This is a genomic window from Micromonospora fulviviridis (assembly GCF_014648395.1).
GTDB lineage: Bacteria > Actinomycetota > Actinomycetes > Mycobacteriales > Micromonosporaceae > Micromonospora > Micromonospora fulviviridis.
Window position 1 is genome coordinate 33,041 of sequence record NZ_BMRA01000007.1, and the last position, 14,885, is coordinate 47,925.

The 14,885-nt window shown below is 73.3% G+C and carries 13 protein-coding genes; 1 reads left to right on the forward strand and 12 read right to left on the reverse strand.

The window, feature by feature from the left end:
- Positions 1-9: 9 nt before the first annotated feature.
- The 10 genes from IEY96_RS19410 to IEY96_RS19455 all read right to left on the reverse strand — a co-directional run bounded on the left by IEY96_RS19410 (position 10) and on the right by IEY96_RS19455 (position 11,286).
- Positions 10-1,575, reverse strand: a complete 1,566-nt coding sequence (locus IEY96_RS19410) for an MFS transporter (RefSeq protein ID WP_189196231.1) — start codon at positions 1,573-1,575, stop codon at positions 10-12.
- A gap of 132 nt (positions 1,576-1,707) precedes the next feature.
- Positions 1,708-2,325, reverse strand: a complete 618-nt coding sequence (locus tag IEY96_RS19415) for a transcriptional regulator (RefSeq protein WP_229791722.1) — start codon at positions 2,323-2,325, stop codon at positions 1,708-1,710.
- 162 nt (positions 2,326-2,487) lie between these two features.
- Positions 2,488-3,699: an acyltransferase family protein gene (locus tag IEY96_RS19420; RefSeq protein WP_189196232.1), complete on the reverse strand. Its 1,212-nt coding sequence runs from the start codon at positions 3,697-3,699 to the stop codon at positions 2,488-2,490.
- Positions 3,696-5,024 (reverse strand): glycosyltransferase 87 family protein, encoded by a 1,329-nt coding sequence (locus IEY96_RS19425; RefSeq protein ID WP_189196233.1) that lies wholly within the window; start codon positions 5,022-5,024, stop codon positions 3,696-3,698. Before IEY96_RS19425 ends, IEY96_RS19420 begins: the two co-directional genes overlap by 4 nt.
- 197 nt (positions 5,025-5,221) lie before the next feature.
- On the reverse strand, positions 5,222-6,241 hold the full coding sequence (locus tag IEY96_RS19430) for a branched-chain amino acid ABC transporter permease (RefSeq protein WP_189196234.1): 1,020 nt from the start codon (positions 6,239-6,241) through the stop codon (positions 5,222-5,224).
- Positions 6,238-7,119: a branched-chain amino acid ABC transporter permease gene (locus IEY96_RS19435; protein WP_151461886.1), complete on the reverse strand. Its 882-nt coding sequence runs from the start codon at positions 7,117-7,119 to the stop codon at positions 6,238-6,240. The genes IEY96_RS19430 and IEY96_RS19435 overlap by 4 nt, the downstream gene beginning before the upstream one ends.
- A 10-nt stretch (positions 7,120-7,129) precedes the next feature.
- Positions 7,130-8,380 carry an ABC transporter substrate-binding protein gene (locus IEY96_RS19440; protein WP_189196235.1) on the reverse strand — a complete coding sequence of 417 codons (1,251 nt, stop codon included), beginning with the start codon at positions 8,378-8,380 and terminating at the stop codon, positions 7,130-7,132.
- A 47-nt stretch (positions 8,381-8,427) separates the two neighbouring features.
- Entirely contained in the window at positions 8,428-9,120 is a 693-nt protein-coding gene (locus IEY96_RS19445) for an ABC transporter ATP-binding protein (RefSeq protein ID WP_189196236.1), read from the reverse strand.
- Entirely contained in the window at positions 9,107-9,868 is a 762-nt protein-coding gene (locus IEY96_RS19450) for an ABC transporter ATP-binding protein (RefSeq protein ID WP_189196237.1), read from the reverse strand. The genes IEY96_RS19445 and IEY96_RS19450 overlap by 14 nt, the downstream gene beginning before the upstream one ends.
- A 218-nt stretch (positions 9,869-10,086) precedes the next feature.
- Positions 10,087-11,286, reverse strand: a complete 1,200-nt coding sequence (locus tag IEY96_RS19455) for an FAD-dependent monooxygenase (RefSeq protein ID WP_189196238.1) — start codon at positions 11,284-11,286, stop codon at positions 10,087-10,089.
- Between the two features lie 145 nt (positions 11,287-11,431).
- Between IEY96_RS19455 and IEY96_RS19460 the strand changes: the two genes are divergently transcribed.
- Complete coding sequence (locus tag IEY96_RS19460; RefSeq protein WP_189196239.1) at positions 11,432-12,364, forward strand: GntR family transcriptional regulator; 933 nt, start codon at positions 11,432-11,434, stop codon at positions 12,362-12,364.
- Here IEY96_RS19460 and IEY96_RS19465 read toward each other — a convergent pair.
- Both IEY96_RS19465 and IEY96_RS19470 read right to left on the reverse strand, forming a co-directional pair.
- Entirely contained in the window at positions 12,348-13,424 is a 1,077-nt protein-coding gene (locus IEY96_RS19465) for a zinc-binding dehydrogenase (protein WP_229791723.1), read from the reverse strand. The two genes, IEY96_RS19460 and IEY96_RS19465, sit on opposite strands and share 17 nt — an antisense overlap.
- The gene (locus IEY96_RS19470) at positions 13,421-14,863 is read right to left on the reverse strand and encodes an aldehyde dehydrogenase family protein (protein ID WP_189196240.1); all 1,443 of its coding nucleotides are present in this window, start codon (positions 14,861-14,863) and stop codon (positions 13,421-13,423) included. The genes IEY96_RS19465 and IEY96_RS19470 overlap by 4 nt, the downstream gene beginning before the upstream one ends.
- Positions 14,864-14,885 lie beyond the last annotated feature (22 nt).

Below are 14,885 nucleotides of genomic sequence, written 5' to 3' on the forward strand. Positions count from 1 at the left end.
TCGCCGAACCTACGCGGTCCCGGCCAACTCCCGCTCGGTGGCCGGCCGGGCGTCGGTCTCGATCACCGGGCGGCCGGGCATCCAGCGCAGCACGATGACGAAGCCGAGGAGCGCCACCAGCGCGGACACCCCCGCCGCCCAGTGCATCGCCGAGACGAACGAGCTGTTCGCCGCGTCGATGAGCCGGGGGGCGCCGGCACCGAGCCGGCCGGCGACGGCGTACGCCCCGGAGATCGACTCCCTAGCCGCGTCGCGGACCGGGCCGGGCAGACCGGACACGGCCGAGGCCACGTCGTTGCGGTAGACCGCGGAGAGCACCGAACCGAGCACCGCCACGCCGAGCGCGCCGGCCACCTGGCGGACGGTGTTGCTCACCGCCGAGCCCACGCCGGCCTTCTCCCGAGGCAGCGCCGACATGATCGACTCGGTCGCCGGCGGCATGATGTTGGCCATCCCGGCGCCCTGCACGAAGCCCAGCGCCGAGAAGATCCAGATCGGCGTGTCCGCGTCGATGAACACGAAGGCGCCGAGCGCGGCGGCGGTGAGCAGCAGTCCGACCGCGGCGACCGTCCGGCCGCCGTAGCGGCGCACCATGGCGGCGCTGCGCGGCGCGAAGATCAGCTGGGCGGCCGCGAAGGGCAGGAAGAGCAGGCCGCTCTCCAGCGGGCTGTAGCCGCGGACCAGTTGGAGGTAGAACGCGCCGAAGAACATCACGCCCATCGCGGCGAAGAAGACCAGGCCGACCAGCGCCACCGGGGCGGCGAACCGGGGCACCCGGAACAGCCGGACGTCCAGCGACGGGTGGTCGCTGCGCAGCTCGTGGGCGACGAACCAGCCGAGCACCGCGAGCCCACCCACGATCGCCAGCCACACCCGCGGCCGGTCGAAGCCGTGCTCGCCGCCGTCGATGATGCCGTAGGTGAGGGCGACCAGGCCGACCACGGAGAGCAGCACGCCGAGCACGTCGACCCGGCCCGGCCGGGGGTCGCGGGACTCCGGGACGAGGGCGGCCACGAGCACCACGCCGAGCACCACGACCGGCACGTTGATCAGGAAGACCGAGCCCCACCAGTAGTGCTCCAGCAGGGCGCCGCCGAGCACCGGGCCGATGGCCACGGCCAGGCCGACGGCGCCGGCCCAGATGCCGATCGCCTTGGCCCGTTCCCGGGGGTCGAAGACGTTGGAGATGATCGACAGGGTCACCGGCATGATGGCCGCGCCGCCGACGCCCATGAGGGCGCGGGTGGCGATCAGCTGGCCCGGGTCCTGGGCGTACGCGGAGAGCAGCGAGGCCAGCCCGAACAGGGCCAGGCCGACCATCAGGAAGCGCTTGCGACCGAGGCGGTCGCCGAGGACGCCGAAGGTGAACAGCAGCCCGGCGAAGACCAGGGTGTAGGAGTTGATCGCCCACTCCAGCTCGCCCTGGCTGGCCCCGAGGCCGTGCACCGGGTCGGCGAGGGTACGCAGGGCGACGTTGAGGATGGTGTTGTCGAGGACGACCACGAGGAGGCTGATCACCAGCACTCCCAGGATCGCCCACCTCCTCGGGTGTCCGGTGTTCTCGTGCGGTTCCACTCGGGTTTCTCCCCCCGACTCACCCGCGTCAAATACGATACGGGACAGACTCGTAACGCTGACGAGCGTAAGTGAGAGTGTTTCGATACGGAACCGGTTCGTATCGTTTGTGCTCCAGGTCACCCCGTCCGGTCAAACCAGGCAGGCGGCGGTCGCCTCGGCCAGCGAGCCGAGGCGGACCGCCGGCGGCGCCACGGGCTCGATCCAGCCCGGACCGGCGGCGTGCAGGCGTACCCCGGGAAAGTCGCGCCGCAGGCGCGTCAGGCGGTGGGCGCGGCCGGTGGCCGGGCTCTGCGACCAGACCACCACGACGCGCGGGCGGACCTGGGCCACCGCGCCGGCCAGCGCGGTCCACGGCAGCGCCGGCCCGAGGTGCAGGCAGCCCCGACCCCGCTCGCGCAGCGCCGCGGCGAGAGCGTGCAGCCCGAGGCAGTGCGTCTCCTGCTCGGCGCCGGCGAGCAGCACGCCGTCGGCGGCCAGCGGCCGGCCCGGCTCGCGGCGGAACACGTCCAGGCCGACCCGGATCCCCTCGGCGAGGGCGTGCTCGACGGCGATCTCGGCCGCGCCGTCACCGCGCAACGTGGCCAGCAGCGGCACGCAGACCTGCTCCCAGGCAACCGCGACCCCGGCCGCGGCGGCCAGGTCCCGCACCAGCGCCGCGATCCGCTGGTCGTCCAGGTCCTCCGCGGCGGCGCGGAGCCGCTTGCGGGCCGGCTCGACGGCGTCGGCCGGAATCGGTTCGGTCAGCACCAGACGTACCCCCGGGTAGCACTCCACTACCCCGGGGTTCGTCGGGACGGCGTGCTCCGGATGCGCCCGCCGGAACAATTCCTCCGCGCGCGGCTCCCCGGGCCCGGGGGCCGGGTGGGCGACGTGCCTCGGATGCCCCGCCCGATCGGCGGCGCGGCCTCGTCAGCTGGCCTCGCGTACCTGGCGCATCGACGTGCTGAGCTGCCGCTTCATCCATCGCGCGACGGGTCGCTCGATGAGCCGGTGGATCAGCCACGCGGCGAGGAGCAGGGCCGCGGTGAGAGCGGTGATCAGCACCCACGGCGGCAGGAGGTCCTGGGCACGCTCGATGACGGCGAGCCCGACCGTCTGGTGGATGAGGTAGAGCGGGTAGGTCAGCGCTCCGGCCGTCGCGACCCAGCCGGCCTTCACCCAGGCGAAGCGGTTCAGGGCGACCGCCGCCATCACGAGGAAGAAGAGCGTCACGATGACGGCCGTCGGCGCGTAGGCGACGTCGCGGGCCTGGGCGAGGTTGGGCAGCCGGGTGAGCGCGATCAGCCAGGAGAGGCCCACGATCGACCACAGCAGCAGGCTCGGGCCGAAGCGGTGGATGAGGTAGAGGGCGATTCCGGCGATGAAGTAGCTGGAGTGGCTGGCCGCCACGACGTTGGTGAGCCACGGGTTGCCGAGCTTCGGGACGATCAGCGAGGCGACCGTCCAGATGGCGCAGAAGGCCACCACGCCCCGGTAGCTCAGGCCGCGCGCCACGAGGATGGCGAAGAAGATGTAGAACGCCATCTCGACGGTGAGCGTCCAGTACGACAGGTCGAGGTGCCGGATGCCGAGGAAGTCCTGCATCATCGTGAGGTTGCCCAGCACCTCACGGGCCTGGACGCGCGGGCCCCTGGGCACGACCACGAGCACGACGGCCGTGAGCAGGACCGCGAACCAGTAGGCGGGGTAGAGCCGCACCACCCGGGAGACGAAGAAGTCCCCGACGGAACGGCCCCAGGCGCTCATGCAGATGACGAAGCCGCTGATGATGAAGAAGAGCTGCACGCCGAGGAAGCCGTACTTGGCGGCGGAGTGCACCGGGCCGAAGTTGGTCGCGGCGGAGGCGTCCCAGACGCCGATCTTGTCGCCCACGAGGTGGTAGGCGACCACCATGAGGGCCGCGCCGAGGCGCAGCCCGTCGAGGACCAGCAGGCGCGGCCGGCGGCCCGGAGCGGTCCCGGCGGCCGGCGCCGGCGTGCCGGCCTGCCGTGGCAGTTCCGGGCGCTGGCCGGGCGGGATCGGGTTGATCGTCGGCGCGGCGACCGCGCGCTCATCCATCGCCTGCGTCATCGACGCCTCCTGGTGGTCACGGCGGTCGAGCCGGTCGTTGAAGTTGGTCATGTGCCGGCGACGCTGACGGCCGGCACGTCCGGCACGGCGGGCACGTCCGTCCGCTCTCGTCGGGAGCGCCAGTACAGCCACAGCGCGGCGAGCGCGAAGAGTACCAGCACCGTCGGCACGTAGGCGTCGACGGCGAGCCGCCGGGCCAGGCCGTCCAGGGTGCCCGACTTCCAGATCAGGCCCCGCGGGATGACCTCGCCGCGGTACGGCCCCGGCCACATGAGGAAGGGCAGGATCGCGGCGACCGCCACGACGCCGGCCAGCACCCGTGCCCGGCCGCGCGAACGGCGCACGACGTCGACGAGGACGACCGCCAGCGGGCCGATCCAGATCCAGTAGTGCGACCAGCTCACCGGCGAGATGAGAAGCGTGGTGAGGCCCACGACGACCATCGCCATGGCCTCCTCGCCGTGCCGCTGGAGCGCGGTCGCGAGGGCGAGACCGGCGGCCAGGACGACGACCACGGACAGCATCCACCAGATCGTGTTCTGCTCGTCCGTCTCCAGCAGGCGCGCCGTGAAGCCCTGCAGGGACTGGTTGCCGCCGTAGCGCGGGCTGAGGATCATCAGCACCCGGTGCGAGTCGAAGGCCCGCCCGGTCAGCCAGTAGTCGTGCGAACCGCCCGGCTGGATGATCGCGCCCAGCAGCGTGAGCACGACGAAGGTGCCCGTCGCGACGATGGCGGCCCGGATCCGCCGCGTGAGCAGCAGGTAGAGCACGAAGAGGCCGGGCAGCAGCTTGGTCGCGGTCGCGGCGCCGATGCCGATGCCCTTGAACCGGCTGCGGTCGGACAGCGCGAGGTCGGCCACGACGAGCAGCATGACCAGGATGTTGATCTGGCCGAGGCCGAGGTTGCGCTGCAGCGGCTCGGTCCAGACCAGCACCGCGCCGATGGCGGCGACGAGGCCGAGGCGGCCGCGGGTGCCCTCGTAGCCGAGGATCCTGGTGGTGAACCACAGGGCGGCGAGCATCGCCACGACACCCAGGGTGTTCATGAGGTTCAGGGCGACCCGGTCGTCGAACCAGGTCAGCGGAACCAGGAACGGCAGGGTGATCGGCGGGTAGGTGTAGGGAAGCCCCATCGAGGTGTACCCGAGCTGGTAGACGGGCTGCCCGTCCAGGAACGCGTGGGTGGCCCCGAGGTACATCATGAAGTCCGTCCCGACGAACGGATGGTCGCGCAGGAACGCGACGTACGCCGCGAGCGAGGCGGCCAGCACGGCCACGCCAGGGACGAGGAGCCAGTTCGGTAGGGCGGTGCGCGGGCGGGCGGCATGATCGGCCGCCACGCCGGCGGCGAACCGGCGGATGCGCTGGATGACCATAGTGGGCCGAATCTTAGCCCGGAACGCCCACACGGGGGGTAACGGCCCCTCTCGCATTCAGTGACTTACAGTATCCGGCACGTCGCGTGCCGTCACCGGTAGCGTGGGGAGGCCCGGGGGCGGCCGTGACCGGCGCGGGAGCCACGCCTGACCGGCCGGACGGGCGCGGCCGCCCCCGAAGTTGTCCCCGGCGAGAACTATCCGCGGCGGACGGCTCTCCGGCGGCGGAGCAGGTGGGCGACCGTGCCCCAGATGCCCCGCCGGAACAGCAGCACGACGAGGACGAAGATGCCGCCGGTGACCAGGCCGATGGCCTCGAAGCCGGAGAACGACAGCCAGTCCTCCAGGCGGACCACCAGGGCCGCCCCGAGCACGCCGCCCCAGAGGGTGCCGATGCCGCCGAGCACCACCACGATGACCGCCTTGCCGGAGGTGGTCCAGTGCAGCACGTCCAGCGAGACGAACCGGTGGCCGACCGCGAAGAGCCCGCCGCCGAGCCCGGCCAGGAAGCCGGAGAGGACGAACGCGGTCAGCTTGTAGCGGTGCACCGGGTAGCCCAGCGCGCGGGCCCGGGCCGGGTTGTCCCGGATGCCGACCAGCACCCGGCCGAACGGCGAGTGCACGATCCGCCAGGCGGCGAGCAGGCCGAGCAGCACGATCGGCAGGATCGCGTAGTAGAAGTAGTAGTCGTCGGTGAGGTCGGCGCCGAAGAACTCCCGGGGCACGCCCTGGAGGCCGTTCTCGCCCTGCGTGACCGAGCGCCACTCGTTGGCCACGTAGTAGACCATCTGCGCGAAGGCCAGGGTGACCATGGCGAAGTAGATGCCGGTGCGCTTGACCGCGAGGTAGCCGATCGGCAGCGCCAGCAGCGCCGCGGCCAGGGCTCCGGCCAGCACGGCCGCCGGGAAGGGCAGGCCGGCGTGGATCGCGACCAGCCCGGTCACGTACGCCGACGTGCCCCAGAAGGCGGCGTGCCCGAAGGACATCAGCCCGGTGAAGCCGAGCAGCAGGTCCACCGAGACGGCGAAGAGCGCCCAGCAGAGGATGTCCACGGCCACCGCCGGGTAGAGCCCGTTCGGCAGCCAGAGGGCCACGACCAGGCCGGCGGCGAGCAGCGCGTACCGGACCCAGCCGGGCGCGCGGGCGACGGTGAGCAGCCCCGACGGCGGGGCGGGCCGGGCCGACTCCTCGGCGGGCGTGTCGACAGCACTGGTCATGCCGGTGCCTCCTCTCGGCCGAACAGGCCGGCCGGCCGCCAGAGCAGCACCGCGGCCATCACCACGAACACGACGGTCTGCGACACGATCGGGAAGTCCGACAGGTACGCCTCGCCCCAGGCCTGGATCAGGCCGATGCCGAAGCCGGCGGCGACCGAGCCGAAGATCGAGCCGAGCCCGCCGATCACCACGACCGCGAAGACCACGATGATCAGGTCGGCGCCCATCAGCGGGTTCACGGCCCGCATCGGGGCGGCGAGCACCCCGGCCAGCCCGGCCAGGGCGATGCCGAAGCCGAACACCGGGGTGACCCACCTCCCCACGTCGATGCCGAAGGCCCGGGTCAGCTCGGGACGCTCGGTGGCGGCCCGGACCACCATGCCGACCCGGGTCCGGCCGAGCACCCACCAGACCGCGACGCACAGCAGCACGGTGAAGCCGAGGATGAAGACCCGGTACGTGGGGAAGTCGAAGAGTCCGAAGTCGACCGTCCCGCTCAGCTCGGCCGGGGTGGCGTACGGGCTGGACTGCACGCCGTACCGGGACTTCACCAGGTCCTGCAGGATCAGCGTGAGGCCGAAGGTGAGCAGGAAGTTGTAGAGCGGGTCGAGCCGGGTCAGCCGGTGGATCACCGCCCGCTCCAGCACCATGCCGAGCAGGCCCAGCGCCAGCGGCATGATCACCAACGCGGCCCAGAACGGCACGCCCGCCTCGGCGAGCAGCACGTACGCCCCGAAGGCGCCGAGCATGTAGAAGGCGCCGTGGGCGAAGTTCACCACCCGGAGCATGCCGAAGATGACCGCGAGCCCGAGGGCGAGCAGGGCGTAGAACGCCCCGCCCACCAGCCCGTTGAACGTGTTCTGCAGGAAACCTGACATCAGCTCGTCGTCACATCTTGCAGTCGGCCGACGGGGCGCGGAACGCCTCGGCCGCCGGAATGGTCTTGAGGATCTTCACGTAGTCCCACGGCTCGCTGACCTCGGCCTGCGGCTTCACCTGGGCCAGGTACGCGTCGTGGATGACCCGGTGGTCCTCGGCGCGGATCTTGCCGTTGCGCAGGAAGAGGTCGTTGACCTCCTTGCCCTCCAGGCCCTTGATCACGGTGTCCGCGTCGTCGGTGCCGGCGGCCTGCACGGCCTCCAGGTACTGCATGGCCGCCGAGTAGTTGGCCGCGTGGGCGAAGGACGGCCGGGTGCCGGTCTCCTTCTGGAACTTGTCGGCCCACTCCCGGTTCTGCTGGTCGAAGTTCCAGTACCAGGCGTCGGTGTAGGTGGTGCCGGCGAGCGCGGCCGGGGTGAGCGAGTGGATGTCGGTGATGAACATGAGGCCCACGGCCAGCCCGACGCCCTTGTCCCGCAGCTTGAACTCGTTGTACTGCTTGACCACGTTGACCAGCTCGGCGCCGGCCTGCATCGTGCCGAGCACCTGCGGCTTCGGGTTCAGCGTGGGGGCCTTGAGCAGGAACGAGGAGTAGTCGCCGCTGGTGTTCGGGAACGGCGCGCCGTCCTTGCCGACCACCTGCCCGCCGGCGGCGGTGATGGCGGCGGAGAAACTCTTCTCCATGTCCTGCCCGAAGGCGTAGTTCGGGTAGAGGATGTACCAGTTCTTGCCGACCTGCTCGGTGGTCACCGTGCCGGTGCCGTGGGCGAGCATGTAGGTGTCGTACGCGTAGTGGAACGTGTACTTGTTGCAGCTCTTGCCGGTGAGGTCGGTGGTCGCCGCGCCGATGTTGAAGTAGAGCTTCTTCTTCTCCTTGGCCACGTCGGCGACCTTGAGAGCGGCCGAGGAGGTCGGCACGTCGAGGATGGCGTCGACGCCCTTGCGGTCGTACATCTCCTGGGCCTTGCTGTTGGCCACGTCCGGCTTGTTCTGGTGGTCGGCGGTCTCCACGCTGATGTTCTTCGTGACGGCCTTGTCGCCGTACTTGGCCTTGAAGTCGGCGATGGCCATCTCCACGGCCTTGACCGAGTTCCGCCCGGACAGCTCCGAGTAGGCCCCCGACTGGTCGTTGAGGACGCCCAGCACGATCTTGTCGCCGGTCAGCTTCTGGTCGCCGCCGGACTGCGGGCCACCGCCGCCGCAGCCGGCGACCACCAGCACCGCCGCCGAGGCGGCGGCCACACCCACGCTCCTGCGCATGTCGAATCCTTCCGTACCGCGCGGTTCGCGCGGGTCAGCCGTCGTTGTCAGATTCCGAGGTACGCCAGCAGCTCGCGCTCCCGCGAGCGCACCTCGGAGTTGTCCATCGCCTCCGCGATCCGTCCCTCGGCCAGCAGGTAGTGCCGGTCGGCGACGCCGGTGGCGAAGTGCAGGTTCTGCTCGACCAGGAGCACGGTCACGCCGTGCTGCTTGGCCTCCCGCAGCAGGTCGCCGACCTGCTGCACGAGAAGTGGGGACAGGCCCTCGGTGGGCTCGTCGCAGAGCAGCAGCCGGGCGCCCATCCGCAGCACCCGGGCCAGGGCGAGCATCTGCTGCTCGCCGCCGGAGAGCATGGTGGCCGCCGAGTCCCGCCGGCTGTAGAGGGCTGGGAACGCCTCGTACACCCGCTCCAGCGGCCACGGGTCCGGGCCGACGCGGGGCGGCAGGGTCAGGTTCTCGGTGACGGTCAGGGTCGCGTACGCGCCCCGGTCGTCGGGGACCCAGCCGAGCCCGAGCCGCGCCCGCTTGTACGCGGGCAGCTTCGTGACGTCCCGGTCGGCGAAGCTGACCGTGCCGCGCTGGCCGGGGTGCAACCCCATCACCGACCGCAGCAGGGTGGACTTGCCGGCGCCGTTGCGCCCGACCAGGGTGACCACCTCGCCGGCGGCCACCTCCAGGCTCACCTCCCGCAGCACCTGGGCCTCGCCGTACCAGGCGGAGAGGTTCTCAATGCGCAGCATCCGCGGCTCCCAGGTAGGCGGTGATGACCCGCTCGTCGGCGCGGACCTGCTCGTACGGACCCTCGACCAGGACCTTGCCGGCCTGCAGGACGGTGACCGTGTCGGCGAGCCGGCCCACCACGCTCATGTTGTGTTCGACCATGACCACGGTCCGGCCCTCGCGGACCCGGGCGATCAGGTCGACGGTGCGGTCCACGTCCTCCAGCCCCATTCCGGCGGTGGGCTCGTCGAGCAGCAGCACCTTGGGGTCGAGGGCGAGCGCGATGGCCAGTTCCAGGGCGCGCTTGCGCCCGTACGCGAGGGCCTCGGCCGGGGCCTCGGCCAGCTCGGCGAGGCCGACCATGGCGAGCAGTTCGTCGGCCCGGTCCCGGTAGCGGCGCATCAGCTTCGCCGAGCGCCAGAACCGCCAGCCCAGCCCGCTCGGCGACTGGAGGGCCAGCTCGACGTGCTCCCGCGCGCCCAGCTGCGGGAAGAGGCTGGTGATCTGGAAGGAGCGGGCCACGCCGAGCCGGGCGACCCTCTCCGGAGGCAGGCCGGTCACGTCCCGGCCGGCCAGCTCGATCCGGCCGCCGCTGGGCGGCAGGAAACCGGTGAGCAGGTTGAACAGCGTGGTCTTGCCGGCGCCGTTCGGCCCCACCAGGGCGTGCACGGTCTCCGGCGCCACGTCGAGGTCGACCCCGTCGACCGCCCGGAACCCCCGGAAGTCCCGGGTCAGCCCACGGGCCGACAGGATCGCTTGGCCGGCCATCGCCTCACCCTCCGCACGTCCGTCCCGCGCCGGCCAGGTCGGTGACCGGGGTCACAGGGCCGTCGCGTGCAGGAAACCTACGGCGCACCGGCAGAGTCGAGCCATGTCGATCCTCCACACATTCGGCCGGGAGGGGACGGGCTCGCCCGCCATAGGGGGCGAGCCCGTCGGGGGGCAACCGGACGGATCGGCGGCCGTCGACATGTGGTGCGGCACCGTCACCGGGCCGTCGCGTACTCCGGCAGATCGAGTCCGTCGGCCTTGCTGAAGAAGAGCCGGGTGGCCAGCCCGCGCAGCGGACGGGAGGTCATGGCCCGCATCGACGCGTCCCGCATCCGGATCGCGGTCCGGCTGGCCGGCAGGAAGCCGGCGATGCCCCCGCCCGGCAGCTCCTGGCCCCGGGTCACGTGCGGCCGCAGCAGCTCCTCGTACCGGCGGTACGCCACCGTGTGGTCGCCCCGCGCCGCGGCCAGCTCCCCGGCAAGCAGGTACGCCCCGACCAGCGCCAGGCTGGTGCCCTGCCCGGTGAGCGGGGAGGGGCACCAGGCCGCGTCGCCGAGCAGCGCCACCCGCCCGGCGCTCCAGCGCTCCATCCGCACCTGGCCGTACCGGTCGAAGTAGAAGTCGCCGGCGTCCGGGGCGACGGCCAGCAGTTCGGCGGCGCGCCAGCCGACGCCGGCGAAGCGCTCGGCGAGCAGCCGCTGCTGGGCGGCCCGGTCCCGGCGGTCCACGTCGAGTTCCGGGGAGCGGAAGCTGAAGAACGCGGCGGTCCGCCCGTCCCGGGTCGGTCGGGTGCCGACCACCCGGCCGTCGGGTGCGTTGTGCAGCAGGAACCAGCCGGTCCCGTCGCGGTACGGGGTGGAGAAGTAGGCCAGGTACGCGCCGAGCGGCCGGACGTACGCCGACTCCGGGCCGAACGCCAGCGCCCGGGTACGGGAGTGCGAGCCGTCCGCCCCGACCACCAGGTCGACGGTGCGCGGGGCGGAGCGGGCGAAGGTGAGCCGCACCCCGTCCCCGGTCTGCTCCAGCGTCTCGATCGAGTCGTCGAAGACGTACTCGACGTCGTCGCGGGTCGCCTCGTACAGCAGCCGGGCCAGGTCGCCGCGCTCGATCTCGATGTCGGCCACGATGCCCTCCCCACCGAAGGCGTGCACCGGCAGCCGGGCACGCACCTCGCCCCGCTCGTCGACGTACGCCATGCCCTGCTCCCGGAGGGTCTCGGCCCGGACCCGGCCGGTCAGCCCCATCCGGTCAACCACCTCCCGGGCGGCCCCCCGCACGTCGACCGCCTGCCCGCCGGGGCGCAGCCCGGGGGCGCGTTCCACCACGGTCACGGCGAAGCCGTGCCGGCGCAGCCAGAAGGCGAGGGCGGGGCCGGCCACGCCGGCGCCGGAGATGAGCACGGTCCTGTCGTTCATGGTGTCCTCCCGAGATCACGCGTACACCGTCCACGCGGTGCGAGTGGGACGCTAAGGTCCGGCGCGATCCGGGCGCTGCCGGCGACCTAGTACGCTGCCCGTCCCGGGGTGTCCCGTCGAGCGGGTGTACTAGTACGCTCCCGGCATGTCACAGCGGGGTCAGGGGCAGGAGCCGCCGTACCGGCGGATCGCCGCGGAGATCCGCCGCCGGATCGACCTGGGCGAGCTGCGTCCCGGCGACCGGGTGCCCTCGGCCCGGCAGCTCACCCGGGAGCACGGGGTGGCCATCGCCACCGCGACCCGGGTGCTGGCCCTGCTCCGCGCCGAGGGGCTGGTGCTGACCCGCCCGGGCGCCGGCACCGTGGTCGCCGAGCCACGGCGGGAGCCGGCGCGGGCCGAGCCGGAGCTGAGCCGGGAGCGGGTGCTGCGCACCGCCGTGACGCTGGCCGACGAGGGCGGACTGGGTGCGGTGTCCATGCGGCAGATCGCCGCCGACCTGGGCGTGGCCACCATGTCGCTCTACCGGCACGTGCGCGGCCGGGACGAGCTGATCCTCGCGATGGCCGACGCGGCGCTGGCCGATGCCCCGCTGCCGCCCACCGACCCGCCCGGCTGGCGGGCCCGGCTGGACCTGCTCGCCCGGGCGCAGTGGGCCGTCTACCGCCGGCACCGCTGGGTGCCCCACGTCATCTCGATCGCCCGGCCGCAGCCGCTGCCGCACGGCATGGCGCACACCGACCGCGCGCTGCGGGCCACCGCGGGCCTGGGCCTGGACCCGCAGGTGCGCTGGCACGTCGCGGTCACCCTGATGGCGTACGTGAAGGGCATCGCCACGAACCTGGAGATGGGCGCGCAGGCCGTGCAGGACACCGGCCTCACCCACGAGCAGTGGGTGGACCGGCAGCAGGCCACCTTCCAGCAGCTGATGGCCGGTGGCGGGCTGGCCACCATGGACGCCCTCACGGCCGGCGGCGTCGACCTGGACCTGGAGAGCGTCTTCGACTTCGGCCTGCGCCGGCTGCTCGACGGGTTCGCCGCGCTGATCGAGGGCCGACCCGGGGTCAGTCCGGGAAGGTGACCACCCAGCGGGCGCCCTCGCCCCGGGCCAGCCGGTCCAGCGCCGCGGGCGCCTCCGCCAGCGGGACGGTGCCGCTGACCAGCGGAGCCAGGTCCAGGCTGCCGTCGGCGAGCGCGCCGGCCAGCTCCGGCACCTCCCGGTCCGGGTCGGAGGAGCCGTAGACCGAGGACCGCAGGGTGCGGGCCGAGTGGAAGATGTCCAACGCCGACAGGCTGAGCAGGTCGTCCTTGGCGCCCATGCCGACCACGGTGACCGCTCCCCCGCGCCGGGTGCAGCGCCAGGCGGCCCGGATGGTGACGGACCGGCCGACGCACTCGAAGGCGTGGTCGACGCCGCGTCCCTCGGTGCGCGCCCGGACCTCCTTGGCCAGGGTGTCGTCGGAGCGGAGGAAGTCGGTGGCGCCGGCCGCGAGGGCGAGGTCCCGCTTCGCCTCGGCCACGTCGACGGCGAGGATCGGGCCCGCGCCGGCCCGCCGGGCGGCCGTGAGCGCGGCGAGGCCGACCCCGCCGAGGCCGATCACCGCGACCGACTCGCCGGGTGCGACCCGGGCGGTGTTGCGGACCGCGCCGGTGCCGGTGAGCACCGCGCAGCCGAGCAGCGCGGCCTGCTCCGGCGGCAGGCCGGACGGGACGGCGATGGCGGCCCGCTCGGGCACCACCACCTCCTCGGCGAGCGCGCCGAGACCCAGGGTGACCTGGAGCGGGCCGCCGTCGGCGGTCTCCCCCCGGGCCACCGAGGCTCCCGTGTTGGCGGCGCAGAGCCAGGGCTCGCCGTGCCGGCAGTGCCAGCAGGCGCGGCAGGCGGGCGCCCAGTTGAGCACCACGGGCGTGCCGACGGCCAGCCGGCTGCCCGGGCCGGCCTCGGCCACCACGCCGGTCGCCTCGTGCCCCAGCACCAGCGGGTACGCGGGCGCCACGGTGCCGTCCACCATGGCCAGGTCGGAGTGGCAGATGCCGGCCGCCCGGATCCGGACCCGCAGCTCGCCGGGGCCGGGGTCGGGCAGGCGTACGTCCTCGACGGCCGGGGTGGCGCCCCGACCGCGGACCACGAGCGCCCTCACCGCTGGATCGCCTTCAGCTCGGTGAACTCCTCGATGCCGTACCCGCCCAGTTCACGGCCGAGGCCGGACTGCTTGTAGCCGCCGAACGGGGCGAGCGGGTTGAACGCGCCGCCGTTGACGTCCACCTGGCCGGTACGCAGCCGCCGGGCCACGGCCAGCGCCGCCTCCTCGTCGGCGGACCAGACCGCGCCGGCCAGCCCGTACCGGGAGTTGTTGGCGATGGCGACCGCCTCGTCGGTGTCGGCGAACGGGACGACCGCGAGCACCGGGCCGAAGACCTCCTCCTGGGCGAGGGCGCTGTCCGGGTGCACGTCGGCGAAGACAGTGGGGGCGACGAAGTGCCCGCGCGGTGGCAGGGGCGCGGCCGGGCCGCCGGCGACGAGCCGGGCGCCGTCGGCGAGGGCCCGGTCGACGTGCCCGCGGACCCGCTCGGCCTGGGCGGCGGAGACCAGCGGGCCGAGCCGGGTGGCCGGGTCGAACGGGTCGCCCGGCCGGTAGCCGGCCACGGCCGCCGCGACCAGGTCCAGCGCCTCGGCGTAGCGGTCGCGGTGGACCAGCATCCGGGTCCAGGCGGTGCAGGTCTGCCCCGAGTTGAGCAGCGCGTTGCCGACACCGACCTTGACGGCGGTGGGCAGGTCGGCGTCGGCGAGGATCACGTTGGCCGACTTGCCGCCGAGTTCCAGGGCGACCCGGGCGATCCGGTCGGCGGCCAGGTGGGCGATCCGCCGGCCGGTGGCGGTGGAGCCGGTGAACGAGACGAGGTCGACGTCGGGGTGGGCGGCCAGAGCCTCGCCGACCACCGGCCCGGTGCCGGGCACCAGGTTGACCACCCCGGCCGGCAGCCCGGCCTCGGTGATCGCGTCGAAGAGCAGGTAGGCGGTGAGCGGGGTCAGCTCGCTGGGCTTGAGCACCACCGTGCAGCCGGCCGCGAGGGCCGGGGCCACCTTGGCGACCACCTGGTGCAGCGGGTAGTTCCACGGGGTGATCGCGCCGACCACGCCGACCGGCTCGCGGACGACGAGGGAGTTGCCGATGGTCTCCTCGGCCGGCGGGCGGGCGGCGAGGTCGACCATGCTGCGCAGCACCGTGAGCGGCAGGCCGGCCTGCACCCGGGTGGCGAGCTTGAGCGGGGTGCCCAGTTCGAGGGCCACGGTGCGGGCGATCTCGTCGGCCCGGGCGGCGAGCGCGGCGTGCAGCCGGTCGAGGTGGGCGGCCCGCTCGGCGGGGGCGGTGGCGGCCCAGCCGGGGAAGGCGGCCCGGGCCGCGGCGACGGCCCGGTCGACGTCGGCCGGGGTGCCAGCGGGGACCTGCCCGATGACCTCCCCGGTGGCCGGGTTCTCGACCGGGATCGTCCCGCCGTCCGCCGGGTCGACCCAGTCCCCGGCGACGTGCAGATGGCGGCGGACCAGCAGGGCGGGGGGCGCGTCGGCGAGATCCATGGCGTCCCTTCGGGGGCGGGAA